The organism is Azospirillum terrae, from assembly GCF_053470425.1.
The window spans coordinates 29,170-42,425 of record NZ_JBPXMR010000004.1 but is presented as its reverse complement, the minus strand read 5'-3'; the positions used below and the strand labels follow the sequence as shown (position 1 = coordinate 42,425).

The 13,256-nt window shown below is 69.1% G+C and carries 11 protein-coding genes; 6 read left to right on the top strand and 5 right to left on the bottom strand.

Annotated features, from left to right (window positions below; translation table 11 throughout):
• The first annotated feature begins 12 nt into the window (after positions 1-12).
• Complete coding sequence (locus ACSVDD_RS12510) at positions 13-2,811, top strand: hybrid sensor histidine kinase/response regulator (RefSeq protein ID WP_448189690.1); 2,799 nt, start codon at positions 13-15, stop codon at positions 2,809-2,811.
• Between the two features lie 14 nt (positions 2,812-2,825).
• Here ACSVDD_RS12510 and ACSVDD_RS12505 read toward each other — a convergent pair whose 3' ends face one another.
• Positions 2,826-3,131 carry a hypothetical protein gene (locus ACSVDD_RS12505; RefSeq protein ID WP_448189689.1) on the bottom strand — a complete coding sequence of 102 codons (306 nt, stop codon included), beginning with the start codon at positions 3,129-3,131 and terminating at the stop codon, positions 2,826-2,828.
• A gap of 315 nt (positions 3,132-3,446) precedes the next feature.
• On the opposite strand from ACSVDD_RS12505, the gene ACSVDD_RS12500 reads away from it, so the two are divergent.
• Positions 3,447-4,655, top strand: a complete 1,209-nt coding sequence (locus tag ACSVDD_RS12500; protein ID WP_448189688.1) for an MFS transporter — start codon at positions 3,447-3,449, stop codon at positions 4,653-4,655.
• Positions 4,656-4,685: 30 nt separating this feature from the next.
• Here ACSVDD_RS12500 and ACSVDD_RS12495 read toward each other — a convergent pair whose 3' ends face one another.
• Positions 4,686-5,450, bottom strand: coding sequence for an SPOR domain-containing protein (locus ACSVDD_RS12495; protein ID WP_448189687.1), 765 nt, complete (start codon positions 5,448-5,450; stop codon positions 4,686-4,688).
• Between the two features lie 210 nt (positions 5,451-5,660).
• Here ACSVDD_RS12495 and ACSVDD_RS12490 point away from each other — a divergent pair, with 210 nt between their 5' ends.
• Complete coding sequence (locus tag ACSVDD_RS12490; protein ID WP_448189686.1) at positions 5,661-6,839, top strand: hypothetical protein; 1,179 nt, start codon at positions 5,661-5,663, stop codon at positions 6,837-6,839.
• 105 nt (positions 6,840-6,944) lie between these two features.
• Here the strand turns inward: ACSVDD_RS12490 and ACSVDD_RS12485 are convergent, their stop codons facing one another.
• From ACSVDD_RS12485 to ACSVDD_RS12475, 3 genes are read right to left on the bottom strand one after another with little or no spacing between them, the layout of a single operon-like run.
• A complete protein-coding gene (locus ACSVDD_RS12485) occupies positions 6,945-8,231 on the bottom strand; it encodes an O-acetylhomoserine aminocarboxypropyltransferase (RefSeq protein ID WP_448189685.1) in 1,287 nt (428 codons plus the stop codon).
• A 9-nt stretch (positions 8,232-8,240) separates the two neighbouring features.
• The gene (locus tag ACSVDD_RS12480) at positions 8,241-8,747 is read right to left on the bottom strand and encodes a CoA-binding protein (RefSeq protein ID WP_448189684.1); all 507 of its coding nucleotides are present in this window, start codon (positions 8,745-8,747) and stop codon (positions 8,241-8,243) included.
• Entirely contained in the window at positions 8,744-9,550 is an 807-nt protein-coding gene (locus ACSVDD_RS12475; protein WP_448189683.1) for an enoyl-CoA hydratase, read from the bottom strand. Before ACSVDD_RS12475 ends, ACSVDD_RS12480 begins: the two co-directional genes overlap by 4 nt.
• 288 nt (positions 9,551-9,838) lie before the next feature.
• On the opposite strand from ACSVDD_RS12475, the gene ACSVDD_RS12470 reads away from it, so the two are divergent.
• The 3 genes from ACSVDD_RS12470 (at position 9,839) to rplM (ending at position 13,254) form a co-directional block, all read left to right on the top strand.
• Positions 9,839-12,097: a PAS domain-containing sensor histidine kinase gene (locus ACSVDD_RS12470; protein WP_448189682.1), complete on the top strand. Its 2,259-nt coding sequence runs from the start codon at positions 9,839-9,841 to the stop codon at positions 12,095-12,097.
• 27 nt (positions 12,098-12,124) lie between these two features.
• Positions 12,125-12,607 carry a PaaI family thioesterase gene (locus ACSVDD_RS12465; protein WP_448189681.1) on the top strand — a complete coding sequence of 161 codons (483 nt, stop codon included), beginning with the start codon at positions 12,125-12,127 and terminating at the stop codon, positions 12,605-12,607.
• Positions 12,608-12,789: 182 nt separating this feature from the next.
• Positions 12,790-13,254: a 50S ribosomal protein L13 gene (gene rplM, locus ACSVDD_RS12460; RefSeq protein WP_448189680.1), complete on the top strand. Its 465-nt coding sequence runs from the start codon at positions 12,790-12,792 to the stop codon at positions 13,252-13,254.
• The last annotated feature ends 2 nt before the right edge of the window (positions 13,255-13,256 follow it).

The following is a 13,256-nucleotide window of genomic DNA, read 5'->3' as shown; positions in this document are numbered from 1 at the left end:
GGGCGCGCGCCCATGAGCCTGCTGAACCGTCTGATGCTGAAGACCGTCCCGGCCCTGGGGGTGGACGATGTCCTGCGGTGGCCGCTGGGCATGCTGGCGGATGCGGCCGGCCGCTGGCTGAACGCCGACGTCCCGGACGTGGGGCGGGCGGAGCGCGAGCAGGCCAACGCCGCGGCGCACAAGATGGCTGCGGTGCTGGCCAGCACCACCGACGGCGTCTTCGAGGTCGACCCGGACTGGCGCATCACCTTCATGAACGACCGTGCCCGCATGCTGATCGCCGAGGGGCGCGACGTGGTCGGCAAACGGCTGTGGGACGCCTTCCCGGACGCGGTGGACAGCGTCTTCAGCCGGGAATACGACCGCGCCCTGGCCGAGCAGGAACCGGTGGAGTTCGAGGGCTACTATCCGCGGCTGGACGCGTGGTTCGCGGTGCGGGCGTTCCCGTCGCAAGGCGGGCTGGCGGTGTTCTTCCAGGACGTCACCGCACGCAAGCGCAGCGACGCGGCGCTGTTGGCCGCCAACCGCGAGAAATGCGAACTGCTGGCCCACCACGACGCCATGCTGGCGCACGCGCCGGTGGGCTTCGCCTTCTTCGACCGCGAGCGCCGCTGCATCCGCGTCAACGAGGAACTGGCCCGCCTCAACGGCTTGCCTGTCGATGCGCACGCCGGCCGCCCGCTGGACGAGGTGCTGCCCGGCAATGCCATGGTCATGGGACCGATCCTCGACCGGGTCTTCGCCACCGGCGAGGCGGTGCAGACCCGCGAGATCGTCGGCGAGGTTTCCCCGTCCGCCGGCGGCGGCCGGCGCCACTGGCTGACCAACATCTATCCGGTGAAGGAGGACGGCGCGGTCACCGCGGTGGGCGTCGTCGTCATGGAGATCACCGATCTGCGTGACGCCGAGGCGGCGCGGCGGCAGAGCGACGAGCGCGCCCGCTCGGTCTTCGCGCAGGCCGCCGTGGGCATCGAGCGCGTGGCGCTGGACGGCCGCATTCTGGAGGCCAACGGCAAGGCCTGCGCCATCCTTGGCTATACGGCGGAGGAGATTGCCGGGCGGTCGTTCCGCGAGTTGACGCACCCCGCCGACCGCGCCGCCGAAGAGGCGCTGCTCGACCGCCTGCTGGTCGGCGACGTCCCAAGCTACGCCCTGGAAAAGCGCTGCATCCGCAAGGACGGCAGCATGGTGTTGGTGCGGGTGACCTCGTCGCTGGCCCGCATCACCGGGACGGAGGCGGCCTATCGCATCGCCATCGTCGAAGACATCACCGAGCGCAAGCACGCCGAGGAGGCGCTGAAGGACAGCCAGGAGCGGCTGCGGCTGGCGCTGTCGAGCGCCGAGGCAGGAACCTGGGAGTGGGACATCGCCTCCAACACGAGCCGGTGGTCGGCGGAGTCATACGCGCTGTTCGGCCTGGAGCCCAACGGCAGTGCGCCGAAGCGGGAGACCTGGCTGGCCGTCATCGTGCCGGAGGACCGTGCCATTGCCGACGCCTGTCTCCACGACACGCTGGCGAACCGCCGCACCGAGTTCCACACCGAGTACCGGGTGAACCATCCCAAGCGCGGCTTGCGCTGGCTGGCGGCCATCGGCCGCGCCATCTACGCCGACGACGGCACGCCGGTGCGCATGACCGGCATCAACCTGGACATCACCGGGCGCAAGGAAATGGAGCAGGCGCTGCACCGCGCCAAGGAGGAGGCGGAGCGCGCCAACCTCGCCAAGACCAAGTTCCTGGCGGCGGCCAGCCACGATCTGCGCCAGCCCTTGCAGTCGCTGTTCTTCTTCACCGCGGCGCTGGAGGCGCAGGTTTCCTCGCCCAAGGGGGCCGAGGTGCTGCGCCATCTGGAACGCGGGCTGGACGCGCTGAAGGGTCTGCTGGACAGCCTGCTCGACGTCTCGCGCCTGGACGCCGGGCTGGTGACGGCGGACGTCGAGGACTTCGCGGTGTCCGACGTGCTGGACGAGATCGCCACCGCCTACGCGCCGGTCGCCAACGCCAAGGGGCTGCTGTGGCGGGTGACGCCCTGCCATTCGGTGGTTCGCAGCGACCGCACGCTGCTGTCGCGCATGGTCCGCAACCTCATCGAGAACGCGTTGCGCTACACGGCGGAAGGGGCGGTGGCGCTCGACTGCCGCAGCGACGGCGAGGCGCTGCACATCACCGTGCGCGACACCGGCATCGGCATCCCGCCCGACCAGCTCGAGCGCATCTGGGAAGAGTTCCATCAGGTCGGAAACCCGGAGCGCGACCGTGCGCAGGGACTGGGCCTGGGGCTGGCCATTGTGCGGCGACTGTCGGCCCTGCTCGACCACCCGGTGGAGGTTCGCTCGACGGTCGGCGCGGGGGCGGAGTTCCGCATCCGCGTGCCGCTCGGCACCGTCGCGGCCAAGCCGGCGGCGACGCCGGGCGGGCCGGTGGCGAGCGGGGCGGGGCGCTTCGCCGTGCTGGTGGACGACGACGCCATCGTGCTGATGGGATTGCAGGCCATCCTGAAGGAGTGGGGCTACGAGGTGCTGGCCGCCGGTTCGGCCGATCAGGCCGTGGAGGGGCTGGCCGCGGACGGGCGGACGCCGGACATCATCGTCGCCGACTACCGCCTGCGCGAGGGCCGCGTCGGCACCGAGGCGATCCTGCGCGTGCGGGCGCTGCACGGCGCCGGCATTCCCGGAATCATCCTGACCGGCGAGACCGGCCCGGAGTGCCAGCACGACGCCGCCGAGCACCACTTCTGCGTGGTGCACAAGCCGGTGACCCCGCGCGAACTCGGCGCGGCGCTGGAGCGGCAGATGCTGGCGGCGGAGTAGGGCGGCGGCTCCGCCTATCCGAACAGGTTTCCCTGGCGCCCTCCAAAATCCACCTGGATGACGGTGGAGCGCGCCATCACCGCGGCGCGGCCGGCGTCGGTCAGGCGGCAGACCAGCCAGTCCGGCTTGAGCGGGTTGTGGAACCAGTGCTCGGCCCATCCGGCGTCAAGGCAGGCGCGGATGGTGCGCAGATTGACGCGCTGGCCCTGTCGGGTGAACAGCGGCAGCTTGCCGCCGGGTTGCTCCATGCCGCGCCGAAGCCACGCCGCCTGCGGATCGCTGGGCGTGCGGCGGGAGCCGGGGGAGCGCGGCGCGGACATGGTGGACCCGGACTTCGGCTGTGGCAAACTTGGGACATTCTAAACCGGAACCGGGGGCGGGTCCAATGGACCTCGTGTCCGTCCATGGCTGATACGGCCGGCGCATGAATGCTTCCATGATCGGCCGGCCGTATCACCCTTTCGCTCAGTGCTATGCATTGAGCTGTCGGGTTTAAACCGAAGGCGCTTGATGGAAGACATCAAGCGCCTTCGGTATGAGACGGCGGTTGCATGTCGGCCATGCGGCCGGCATGGTTGCCGGTGCCAGGTGTGCGTGCGACCTTTTGTCCGATCCATCCGCCCCCGGAGATGTCGATGACCGAACTGTCCGCCCGCCTGTCCGTCGGTTTCTCCTGGGTTGGCCATACGCTCATGCACATCGTCGCCGCGCTGTATCTGACCGTGGTGCTGGCGCTGGAGCGCGAGTGGAACCTGCCCTACGACGATCTGATCCGGCTGTGGACGCTGGGGGCGCTGCTGATCGGGCTGGGCGCGCCGCTGGCCGGCTGGCTGGGCGACCGCTGGAGCAATTCCAAGATGATGGCCGCCTTCTTCCTGCTGACCGGCGCCGGTGCCGTCGCCTGCGGGCTGGCCGACACGCCGAGCGGGCTGATGGCGGCGCTGGCGGTGCTCGGGCTGGGGGCGTCGATCTACCATCCCGTGGGCATGGCCTGGATGGTCAAGAACGCGGTCAACCGCGGCAAGGCGCTGGGCTACATGGGCCTGTTCGGCACCATCGGCGTGGCCTCCGCGGCGCTGGTCGCGGGTGGGTTGACCGAGCTGATGGGCTGGCGCTGGGCCTTCTTCATTCCCGGCGGCATCTGCATGGCGTTCGGTGTGGCTTTGAGCGTGTTCATCGCGCTGGGCATGGTCCACGACCGTGCGGGCGACCTGACGCCGCAGGCCAAGCCGTCGCGCGGCGACGCCATGCGGGCCTTCATCGTGCTGTCGGTGACCATGGTCTGCGCCGGGCTGATGTTCAACGCCATGCAGGTGGTGCTGCCCAAGCTGTTCGAGGCGCGGCTGGGCGACATGCTGGGCGGCAGCACGCTGGGCGTCGGCGGGCTGGTGACCTTCGTCTATCTGCTGGCGGCGGTGCCGCAGCTCATCGGCGGGCATCTCGCCGACCGGTACCCGCTGAAGCGGATCTACGCGCTGTGCCTGCTGATCCAGGCGCCGATGATGGCGTTCATGGCGGTGCTGCTGGGCCTGCCGCTGGTGGTCGCGGCGGGGGCGGTGGTGATCGCGTCTCAGGTGCAGATCCCGGCGGAGAACATGCTGCTGGCGCGCTACACGCCGGACAAGCACCGCGGACTGGCGTTCGGCGCCAAGTTCATCCTGTCCTTCGGCGCCGGCCCGGTGGCGGTGCAGATGGTGGCGGCGTTCTACGAGCGTTTCGGCGAGTTCCAGGCGCTGTACCTGACGCTGACCGCGCTGGCGCTGGTGGCGTTCCTGGCGGCGCTGCTGCTGCCCGGCGAGCGCAAGGAGGCGGCGGCGGCGACCGCCCCGGCCCCGGCGGAGTAGCAGCCGGCGAACGCCCCCGCGAACGGACGCCTAGATCCGGTACAGCCACCCCACATAGGGCAGCGCCGCAACGGCGTTGGTGACGCTGAGGTTGCCGCTCCACGGCAGCAGCCATGCGTCCTTGATGCCGGCGGTGCGGACGATGGCAAGCTGGCGCAACGCGTCCTCGCGGTCGGTTGGGCGGATCACCACGCGGTAGTGGAGTTTGCCGAACACCGTCGCCTCGACGATGTCCATCGACGGGTGGGGAATGGCGGCGCGCTGCGCCTCGGCATGGGCGCGCTTGGTGAAGCTGCCGACCACCACCAGGACCGGCTTGCCGCCGTCGCGCAGCGCCGTTTCGACAGCGCCGGGCCGATCCGCCGGGGCTGGAGGCGGGGCTGGAGGCGGAGTGCGGGCAGGGGCGGGCAGGGGAGCGGCGCCGGGCGCCGGGGTGCTGTCGGTCAGCACCAGCGGGTCGGCCTCGGCCACCTCGACGCGGCCTTCGGCGCGGTCGCGGGCGGCGCGGGCGACGCTGTCGCTGGACGGCGGCACCGTCTCCACCTCGCGCAGCATCTCGGTGAGCAGTTGCGGCGGCGGTCCATCCTCGCACAGGCGTCCCCGGAGCAGCACGTTCACCATCGAGCAGTCGCGATCCGCCGCGGCCGAGATGATGTGGTCGGTGGCGGTCTTGCTGGTGCGTAGATACAGCACCGTGTCGACATAGAGCGAGGCGGCCGAGACCGCCACCGGCACGCCGACGCATCCCGCCATCCCGAGGCTCGCCGCAGCGGCGAGCCCGATCGTCAGCTTCACGCCCATCCCACACCCCTGAAGACAGAGCACCGCGCTCCCTACCAAGGTCCGTCCAGCGCGCAGGCGAATCAAGGAAGCGGCCGGAGCCCTCCAATTTGGTGTTGGTTTGCGAAAGCGCTTACCCTTTTCGGCGCCGTTGCGTTCGGATTGAACGCTCGCGGTTATCGTGAAACCATGTCCCGGCAACCAATAAAAACGGGAAGAACGCTCATGCTGGGGTTTCGCTGGATTGCACAACATGCCGGCGCACCGGACGCGCCGGCCTACCGGACGGCAGCGGACGAACTGAACGGCTTCGCGGGCGAGTCGTTGCAGACGCTGCCTAAGCCGGACACGGCGCTGCCGGAGCCGTCGCAGGCGTTGAAGGACTATGTCGGCGCGTGGGTCGCCAAGCGCGGCACCGGGCGCGCGGTGGTGATGGTGCACGGCTTCGACTTCGACCCGAGTTCCAGCGACGACGATCCCGGCAACGCCGACGATCCGTACAACGGCGTCTACGCCAACCCGACGGTGAGCGGGCGCGAGAGCTGGCTGCCCATCGTCGGCGAGACCGACGAGGCCGGCAACGTCCTGGCCGACATCGCCGTCGCCTTCTGCTGGACCTCCATCGGCAGCATGAAGCAGTACGGCTCGGCGTGCTGGTGCAACCTCTACCAATACCCGGTGTTTGATCTGGCGCCGCTGGCGTCGAAGGCGCTGGCGGCGATCATCCGCGCGCTGGCCGAGGCGGGGGTGCCGGTGGACATCTTCGCCCACAGCCTGGGCACCCGCACCGCCACGGAAGCGATCCAGCTGCTGGCCGCCAACGGCTTTCCCAATGCGGTGCGGCGGGTGCTGCTGGTCGGCGGGGCGCAGTTCAGCGTCGACGCGCGCGACGCCCTGGCCGGCGCGCAGGCCGACGTCTTCAGCTTCGCCTCGCAGTCGGACCCGGTGCTGAAGTGGGGCGGCACTACGGGCTGCCACCCCTATCGTTACGTCAACACCCAGCCGGCGCGGGTGATCGGCCGCGACGGCATGCAGCCGACGCCGAACTGGATCGATTTGCAGGTGGACCGCACGCCGGCCCAGCAGAGCGTCAGCTTCAACGCGTGGTTCCAGACGCGCTACGGCGCCACGCTGTGCGACACCCCGGACGAACGCGGGGCGCACTGGGCCTATTACCGCCAGCCGGGGAACCGGGTGGTGCTCGCCAAGATGCTCGTGCAGGACGGCTTGTCCCCACAGGGCATGCGCGCGGCGGGGGTGATCGAGGGGGTGGTGCGCAGCGGCGGCTACGGCGACCTGACCGTCCCGGTGCCGGCGACGCCGATGACCTGTGCGGGGCGCATGAACCCGCCGAACCTGCTGGTCGCCGACGCGGACTCGGTGAACAACCTCGTGGTGGGGTGATGGGGGAGGTTAGGTGGGGGAAACGGCCTTTCCGAGGAACCGTCGCCCTCACCCTTCCACTTCGAGGGCCCCTCCCTCTCCCGGCCCGGCCGGGAGAGGGGCTTGTTAGGCCCTCAGCGCCTGATCGAGGTCGGCGATGATGTCCTCGGCGCTCTCGATGCCGATGGACAGGCGCACCACCTCCTGGCCGGCGCCGGCCTTCGCCAAGCCTTCCTCGGAAAGCTGGCGGTGCGTCGTCGAGGCCGGGTGGATGATCAGCGAACGGCTGTCGCCAAGGTTGGCGACGTGGCTGAACAGCTGCACGCTCTCCACCACCTTGACGCCGGCCGCGTAGCCGCCCTTGACGCCGAAGGTGAACACCGAGCCGGCGCCGCGCGGCAGGTACTTCTTCGCCAACTGGTGATACTTGGACGATTCCAGGCCGGCGTAGCTGACCCAGGCGACCGCCGGGTGGCTCTCCAGGAACTGCGCCACCTTCAGCGCGTTGGCGGCGTGACGCTCCATGCGCAGCGGCAGCGTCTCGATGCCGTTCAGCGTCAGGAAGGCGTTCATCGGCGCCTGGCTCGGGCCGAGGTCGCGCAGGCCCACGGCGTGGCCGTGGATGGTGTAGGCGAGGTGGCCGAAGGTTTCGTGGAACTTCAGGCCGTGGTAGCCCGGCTCCGGCTCGGTCAGCGCCGGGTACTTGCCGGCCTTGGTCCAGTCGAACTTGCCCGAATCGATGATGACGCCGCCCAGCGACGTGCCGTTGCCCGACAGGAACTTGGTGGTCGAGTGAATGACCAGCGTGGCGCCGTGCTCGATGGGGCGGCACAGGTACGGGGTTGCCAGCGTGTTGTCGACCACCAGCGGAATCTGCGCGGCGTCGGCGATCTTCGCCAGCGCCTCCAGGTCGGTGACGACGCCGCCGGGGTTGGCGAGGCTCTCGACGAAGATCGCCTTGGTCTTCGGCGTCACCGCCTTGCGCACGGCTTCGAGGTCGTCGGTGTCGACGAAGATCGACTTCCAGCCGAAGGCGCGCGGGAAGCTGTTGGCGAACTGGTTGAGCGAGCCGCCGTAGAGCTTGGTGGACGCGATGAACTCGTCGCCCGGCGACAGCAGCGGGAACAGCGCCATCATCTGCGCCGAATGGCCCGATGACGTGCAGGTGGCGCCGACGCCGCCTTCGAGGTTCGCCAGCCGCTCCTCCAGCACCGAGACGGTGGGGTTGGTCAGGCGCGAGTAGATGAAGCCGAGCTTTTGCAGGTTGAACAGCGACGCCGCATCGTCGATGTCGTCGAAGACGTAGGCGGTGGTCTGGTAGATCGGCGTCTGCCGCGCGCCCGTCGCCGGATCGGGTGCCGCGCCCGCGTGAATGGCGCGGGTTTCAAAGCCGAAAGTCTTCTGCTCGCTCATAATGTTCCCCTAGATGAGTTTCTTGAACGTCCTGGTGAGTTTTTGCTTCTTGGTGACGAGAACGTCGGAGTTGACGCCGATCCGGCCGATTTCGCCGTACAGGCGCTGGTATTCGATCTTCGGGCAGCGGTTCATGACCACCGTCAAGCCGGCCGCCTCGGCGCGCGCCGCCGCCTCGTCGTTGCGCACGCCCAACTGCATCCACACCACCTTGGCACCCACGGCGATCGCCTCGTCGGTGACGCCGGCCGCGGCCTGAGCGTTGCGGAAGACATCCACCATGTCCGGCGGCGCCGGCAGGTCCTTGAGGCTGGCGTAGACCGTCAGGCCCAGCACCTCCTGCCCGGCGATGCCGGGGTTCACCGGATAGATCGTGTAGCCCTTGTCACGCAGGTACTTGGCGACGAAGTAGCTGGCCTTCACCGGGCTGCTGGAGAAGCCGACGATGGCGACCGACCGCACGCGGCCCAGCACCGCGCGCAGGACATCGTCGGTGTAGTGGTCATGACCGCTCATCGGCCGCACCACACCGGGTCGCGCTTGGCCAGGAAGGCGTCGATGCCCTCGGCGGCGTCCTGCGCCAGCATGTTGCGGGTCATCACCTCGGCCGCAAAGGCGTAAGCCTCGGCGGTCGGCTTTTCGAGCTGCTGGTAGAACGCCTCCTTGCCGATGGACAGCGTCAGCGGCGACTTCGACGCGATCTTGGACGCCACGGTGGCGATGGCGGCGTCCAGGTGTTCGGCGGGGACGACCGTGTTGACGAGGCCGATGCGCTCGGCCTCCTGCGCCGCGATCAGGTCTCCCAGCAGCAGCATCTCCATGGCCGCCTTGCGCCCGACCGCGCGGGTCAGCGCCACCATGGGCGTCGAGCAGAACAGCCCGATGTTCACCCCCGGCGTGGCGAATCGCGCGGTGTCCGCCGCGTAGGCGAGGTCACAGGTGGCGACCAGCTGGCAGCCCGCCGCGGTGGCGATGCCGTGCACGCGGGCGATCACCGGCTGGCGGATGCTGGTGATGGTCATCATCAACTTGGCGCACTGGGCGAACAGCGCCGCGTACGCCTCGTGCCGCGGATCGGCGCGCATCTCCTTCAGGTCGTGGCCGGCGCAAAACGCCGGGCCAGCCCCGGCCAGCACCACCACCGTGACCGACGGGTCGGTGTCGATGCTGTCCAGTTCCGCCTGCAAGGCGCGCATCAGCCCGACGGACAGCGCGTTGCGCGCGGCCGGCCGGTTCAGCGTCAGCGTGGCGATGCCGCCCTGATCCTGGCGCAGGACCAGCGGGGCCTCGGCGGCTTCGGCTGTGGTGGCGACGCTCATGCTCGTTCCTTTCCGGTCTTCTGGCTTGCCTGCGGCGGAGCTTACCCGCCGTTCGGCCGCAACGGAACGGGCGCGTTGCAGACCCAGCCATGAGAGCGCAGCGGGCGCGCGGATTCAACAGAAAAAATGTGAAATGCAGCGCGGATTGTACTGAATAAATACGTTGAAACTGGGCGGGGCCGGTCAAATCGCCGCACGAACACGGCTACTCCTTTCGGGGAATTCTTTGGCCTACGCATGATGTTTCGGTCATGATGGACCGGTTCAGCCAGTCGTCGGAGACCCGTTTTGGCATCGGAGGACACCGCGCCAGCGGCCATCGACTGGCGCGCCATCTTCATGGACAGCCCCACCGCGACCTGCATCGTCGGGGCGGACGAGCGCATCGTGGCGGCCAACGCCGCCTTCGCCGCGCTGATCGGGCGCGACGCCGATGCGGTGACGGGGCTTCCCTTCGACCAGTTGACACCGCTGCACGGGCCGGAGGGCCCTGCGCTGCCGATGCAGGGCCGCGGCACCGCGTTCCTGGTGCGCAGCGACGGTGACTGCCGCGACGTCACCTTCGCGGCGACTCCGCTGCCCGATGGCGGACGGCTGGTCACGCTGGCCGACGTGACCGAGGACAAGTGCTTCGTCTGCCAGATCTTCTCCAGCCGCGACAAGTTCCGCACGGCCATCGACGACCAGTCGGAGCTGGTCTGCCGCTTCCAACCGGACCTGAGCGTCAGCGTGGTCAACCGCGAGCTGGCGGCGCTGTGCGGCACCACGCCGCGCGACTTCGTCACCGGCTCGCTGCGCGAGCGGTTTCCAGCGGGCACCGTCGAGGCTACCGAGCGCTTCATCACCGAGGCGACGCCCGGCTCGGGCGCGATCAGCAGCGAGGAGCCCTGGCCGAACCCTGATGGCTCGATGCGCTGGATCACCTGGCGCCGGCTCGCCGTCTTCGACGGGGCGGGGAAGCTCACCGCCGTCCAGACGGTCGGCCGTGACACCACGCAACGCCGGCTCGCCGAGCAGGAGCGCATCCGCCTTGCGGCCATGATCAACCGCAGCCCCGTCGTCGGCCTCGTCTGGCGGACGGAGGGGCGGCTGCCGGTCGAGTTCGTCACCGACAACGTCGGCCGCCGCCTGCACGTCGGCAGCGCCCGGCTGCGGGCCGAGGCGGGCGGCGGGCTGCTCGACATCGTCCACCCCGAGGACCGTGCGGCGCTGACGGCGTGGGTGGAGAACTGTCCGGCCGTCGGCTCCCCCTGGCAGACCGCCGTGCGCATCGTCAACGACGACGGCGAGACGCGCTGGGTGTCGATCAGCGGCTGGCGCACCGGCCCCGGCCGCATGGAGGCGGTGATGCTCGACATCACCACCCAGCGCGCCGCCAGCATGGCGCTGCGCGAGCGTGAGCGGCGGTTCCGCGCCATCTTCGACCACACGTTCGAATTCATCGGCCTGCTGGAAACCGACGGCCGGATCATCGAAGCGAACGAGACGTCGCTGCGCTTCGTCGACGCCAGCGAGGAGTCGGTGCTCGGCCGGTATTTCTGGGACACGCCGTGGTGGTCGAATGCGCCCGCCGACCAGGAGCGCCTGAAGGTCGGGGTCGAGCAGGCGGCGCGCGGCGATTTCGTGCGATTCGAGACGACGCACTCGGCGCCGGGCGGTGCGGTGATCCATGTCGATTTCTCGTTGCGGCCGATCTTCGACGAGGACGGCGCGGTCATCTACCTCGTGCCCGAGGGGCGCGACATCACGCACCTGAAGCAGACCGAGCTGGCGCTGCTCGACGCCAAGCGCGAGGCGGAGGCGGCCAACCGCTCGAAGACCCACTTCCTGGCGGTGATGAGCCACGAGCTGCGCACGCCGCTGAACGCTATCCTCGGCTATTCCGAGGTGATGCAGACCGGCCTGTTCGGGCCGGTGGGCAGCGAGCGCTATCAAGGCTATGTGGGCGCCATCCACCTGTCCGGGCGTCACCTGCTGGGCATCATCGACGACATCCTGGAGATCTCGCGCATCGAGCTGGGCGTGCTGGAGTTGAGCGAGGAAACGGTGCCGGTGGGCGAACTGGTCGGCCGTGCCGCGCAGATGCTCACCAACCGGGCGACAGAGGCCGGCGTGGCGCTGGAATTCGACGTGCCGCAGCGCCTGCCGGACCTGCACTGCGACGGGCGCCGGGTCGTCCAGATGCTGGTGAATCTCGCCTTCAACAGCATCAAGTTCACCAAGCGCGGCGGTGCGGTGACGATCTCCGCCCGGACGCGCGGCGACGGCGGACTCGACCTCGCCGTGCGCGACACCGGCGCGGGCATCGCGGCCGAAGACCTCGTCCGGGTGTGGGAGCCGTTCGGGCAGGCCGGCAACCCCCACACCCGGCCGACCGGAGGGGTCGGGCTCGGCCTCACCATCACCAAGGCGCTGATCGAGGCGCACGGCGGAACCGTCCGTTTGGACAGCGAGCTTTACAAAGGCACCGTCGTCACGCTCTCCTTTCCTGCCGCGCGCTGCGGGGCAGGGACGGAGCCGGAGGCTCCGCCGATGCCGGTGGCGTGACCTGTCGGATAATTGCATGAGTTCCCAATGACCGCACCCGCCCCATCCGCCATCGCCATCCCGGAACTGGAAGCGCTGATTCGCGACGGCGTGCCTCTGGTCGGCGCCTTCGGCATCACCATCGACGAACTGGTCGCCGGCCGCGTGCGCATGCGCATGCCCTATAAGACCGACTTCGTCCGTCCCGGCGGCACCGTCATGGGGCCGGCGATGTTCGGGCTGGCCGACGTGGCGCTCTACGCCGCGGTGCTCAGCGCCATCGGCCGCGTCGAGCTGGCGGTCACCACCAGCATGACCATCAACTTCCTCAAGCGCCCGCCGCCCGTGGGCATGGTCGCAGAGGGGCGCCTGCTCAAGCTCGGCAAGCGGCTGGCCTACGGCGAGGTTCTGCTGTTCTCCGACGATGGGGTGGACGAGCCCGTGGCGCACGCCACCGGCACCTATTCCATCCCGCCGCACGACCCGGTCAGCATCGCGGTATCCGGATACCGGGAAGGTTCGGCGGGCTAAAAAGACCCTTGATATCAATGGCTTTCGCGATGTGGTATCTAAATACCCCGAGCCTAAGTCATTGAATTCACGTCATATTTTTTACGTTGACGCTGTGCGGTAAAACCCGTAGAAAGCCGGTCGCTTCGGCGCCGCAGGATTCGGCGGCCCGCCGATCCACGATTCACTCAACGAGTGTGGCGATGAAGACCTACAATCTGACGCCGGCGACCATCGAGAAGAAGTGGTACGTCGTCGACGCCGACGGCCTGATTCTCGGCCGTCTGGCGAGCATCCTGGCGAACATGTTGCGCGGCAAGCACAAGCCGACCTTTACCCCGCACATGGATTGCGGTGACCACATCGTGGTCATCAACGCGGAGAAGGTGAAGCTGACCGGCAACAAGCGGAAGGACGACATCTTCTACTGGCACACCGGCTATCCGGGCGGCATCAAGGGCCGTTCCAAGGGCCAGATCCTCGACGGCAAGTATCCGGAGCGGGTCATCGAGAAGGCCGTGGAGCGCATGGTTCCGCGCGGCCCGCTCGGCCGCCGCCAGATGTCTCACCTCAAGGTCTACAAGGGTGCGGTCCACCCGCACGAGGCGCAGCAGCCGGCCGTGCTGGACGTCGGCGCCCTGAACCCGAAGAATAAGCGGAGCGCGTAATC

Excerpts from the sequence above, each read along its gene's own strand:
- ACSVDD_RS12510 (WP_448189690.1), top strand. The coding sequence starts at position 13 with ATGAGCCTGCTGAACCGTCTGATGCTGAAGACCGTCCCGGCCCTGGGG.
- ACSVDD_RS12505 (WP_448189689.1), bottom strand. The coding sequence starts at position 3,131 with ATGTCCGCGCCGCGCTCCCCCGGCTCCCGCCGCACGCCCAGCGATCCG.
- ACSVDD_RS12500 (WP_448189688.1), top strand. The coding sequence starts at position 3,447 with ATGACCGAACTGTCCGCCCGCCTGTCCGTCGGTTTCTCCTGGGTTGGC.
- ACSVDD_RS12490 (WP_448189686.1), top strand. The coding sequence starts at position 5,661 with ATGCTGGGGTTTCGCTGGATTGCACAACATGCCGGCGCACCGGACGCG.
- ACSVDD_RS12485 (WP_448189685.1), bottom strand. The coding sequence starts at position 8,231 with ATGAGCGAGCAGAAGACTTTCGGCTTTGAAACCCGCGCCATTCACGCG.
- ACSVDD_RS12480 (WP_448189684.1), bottom strand. The coding sequence starts at position 8,747 with ATGAGCGGTCATGACCACTACACCGACGATGTCCTGCGCGCGGTGCTG.
- ACSVDD_RS12475 (WP_448189683.1), bottom strand. The coding sequence starts at position 9,550 with ATGAGCGTCGCCACCACAGCCGAAGCCGCCGAGGCCCCGCTGGTCCTG.
- ACSVDD_RS12465 (WP_448189681.1), top strand. The coding sequence starts at position 12,125 with ATGACCGCACCCGCCCCATCCGCCATCGCCATCCCGGAACTGGAAGCG.
- rplM (WP_448189680.1), top strand. The coding sequence starts at position 12,790 with ATGAAGACCTACAATCTGACGCCGGCGACCATCGAGAAGAAGTGGTAC.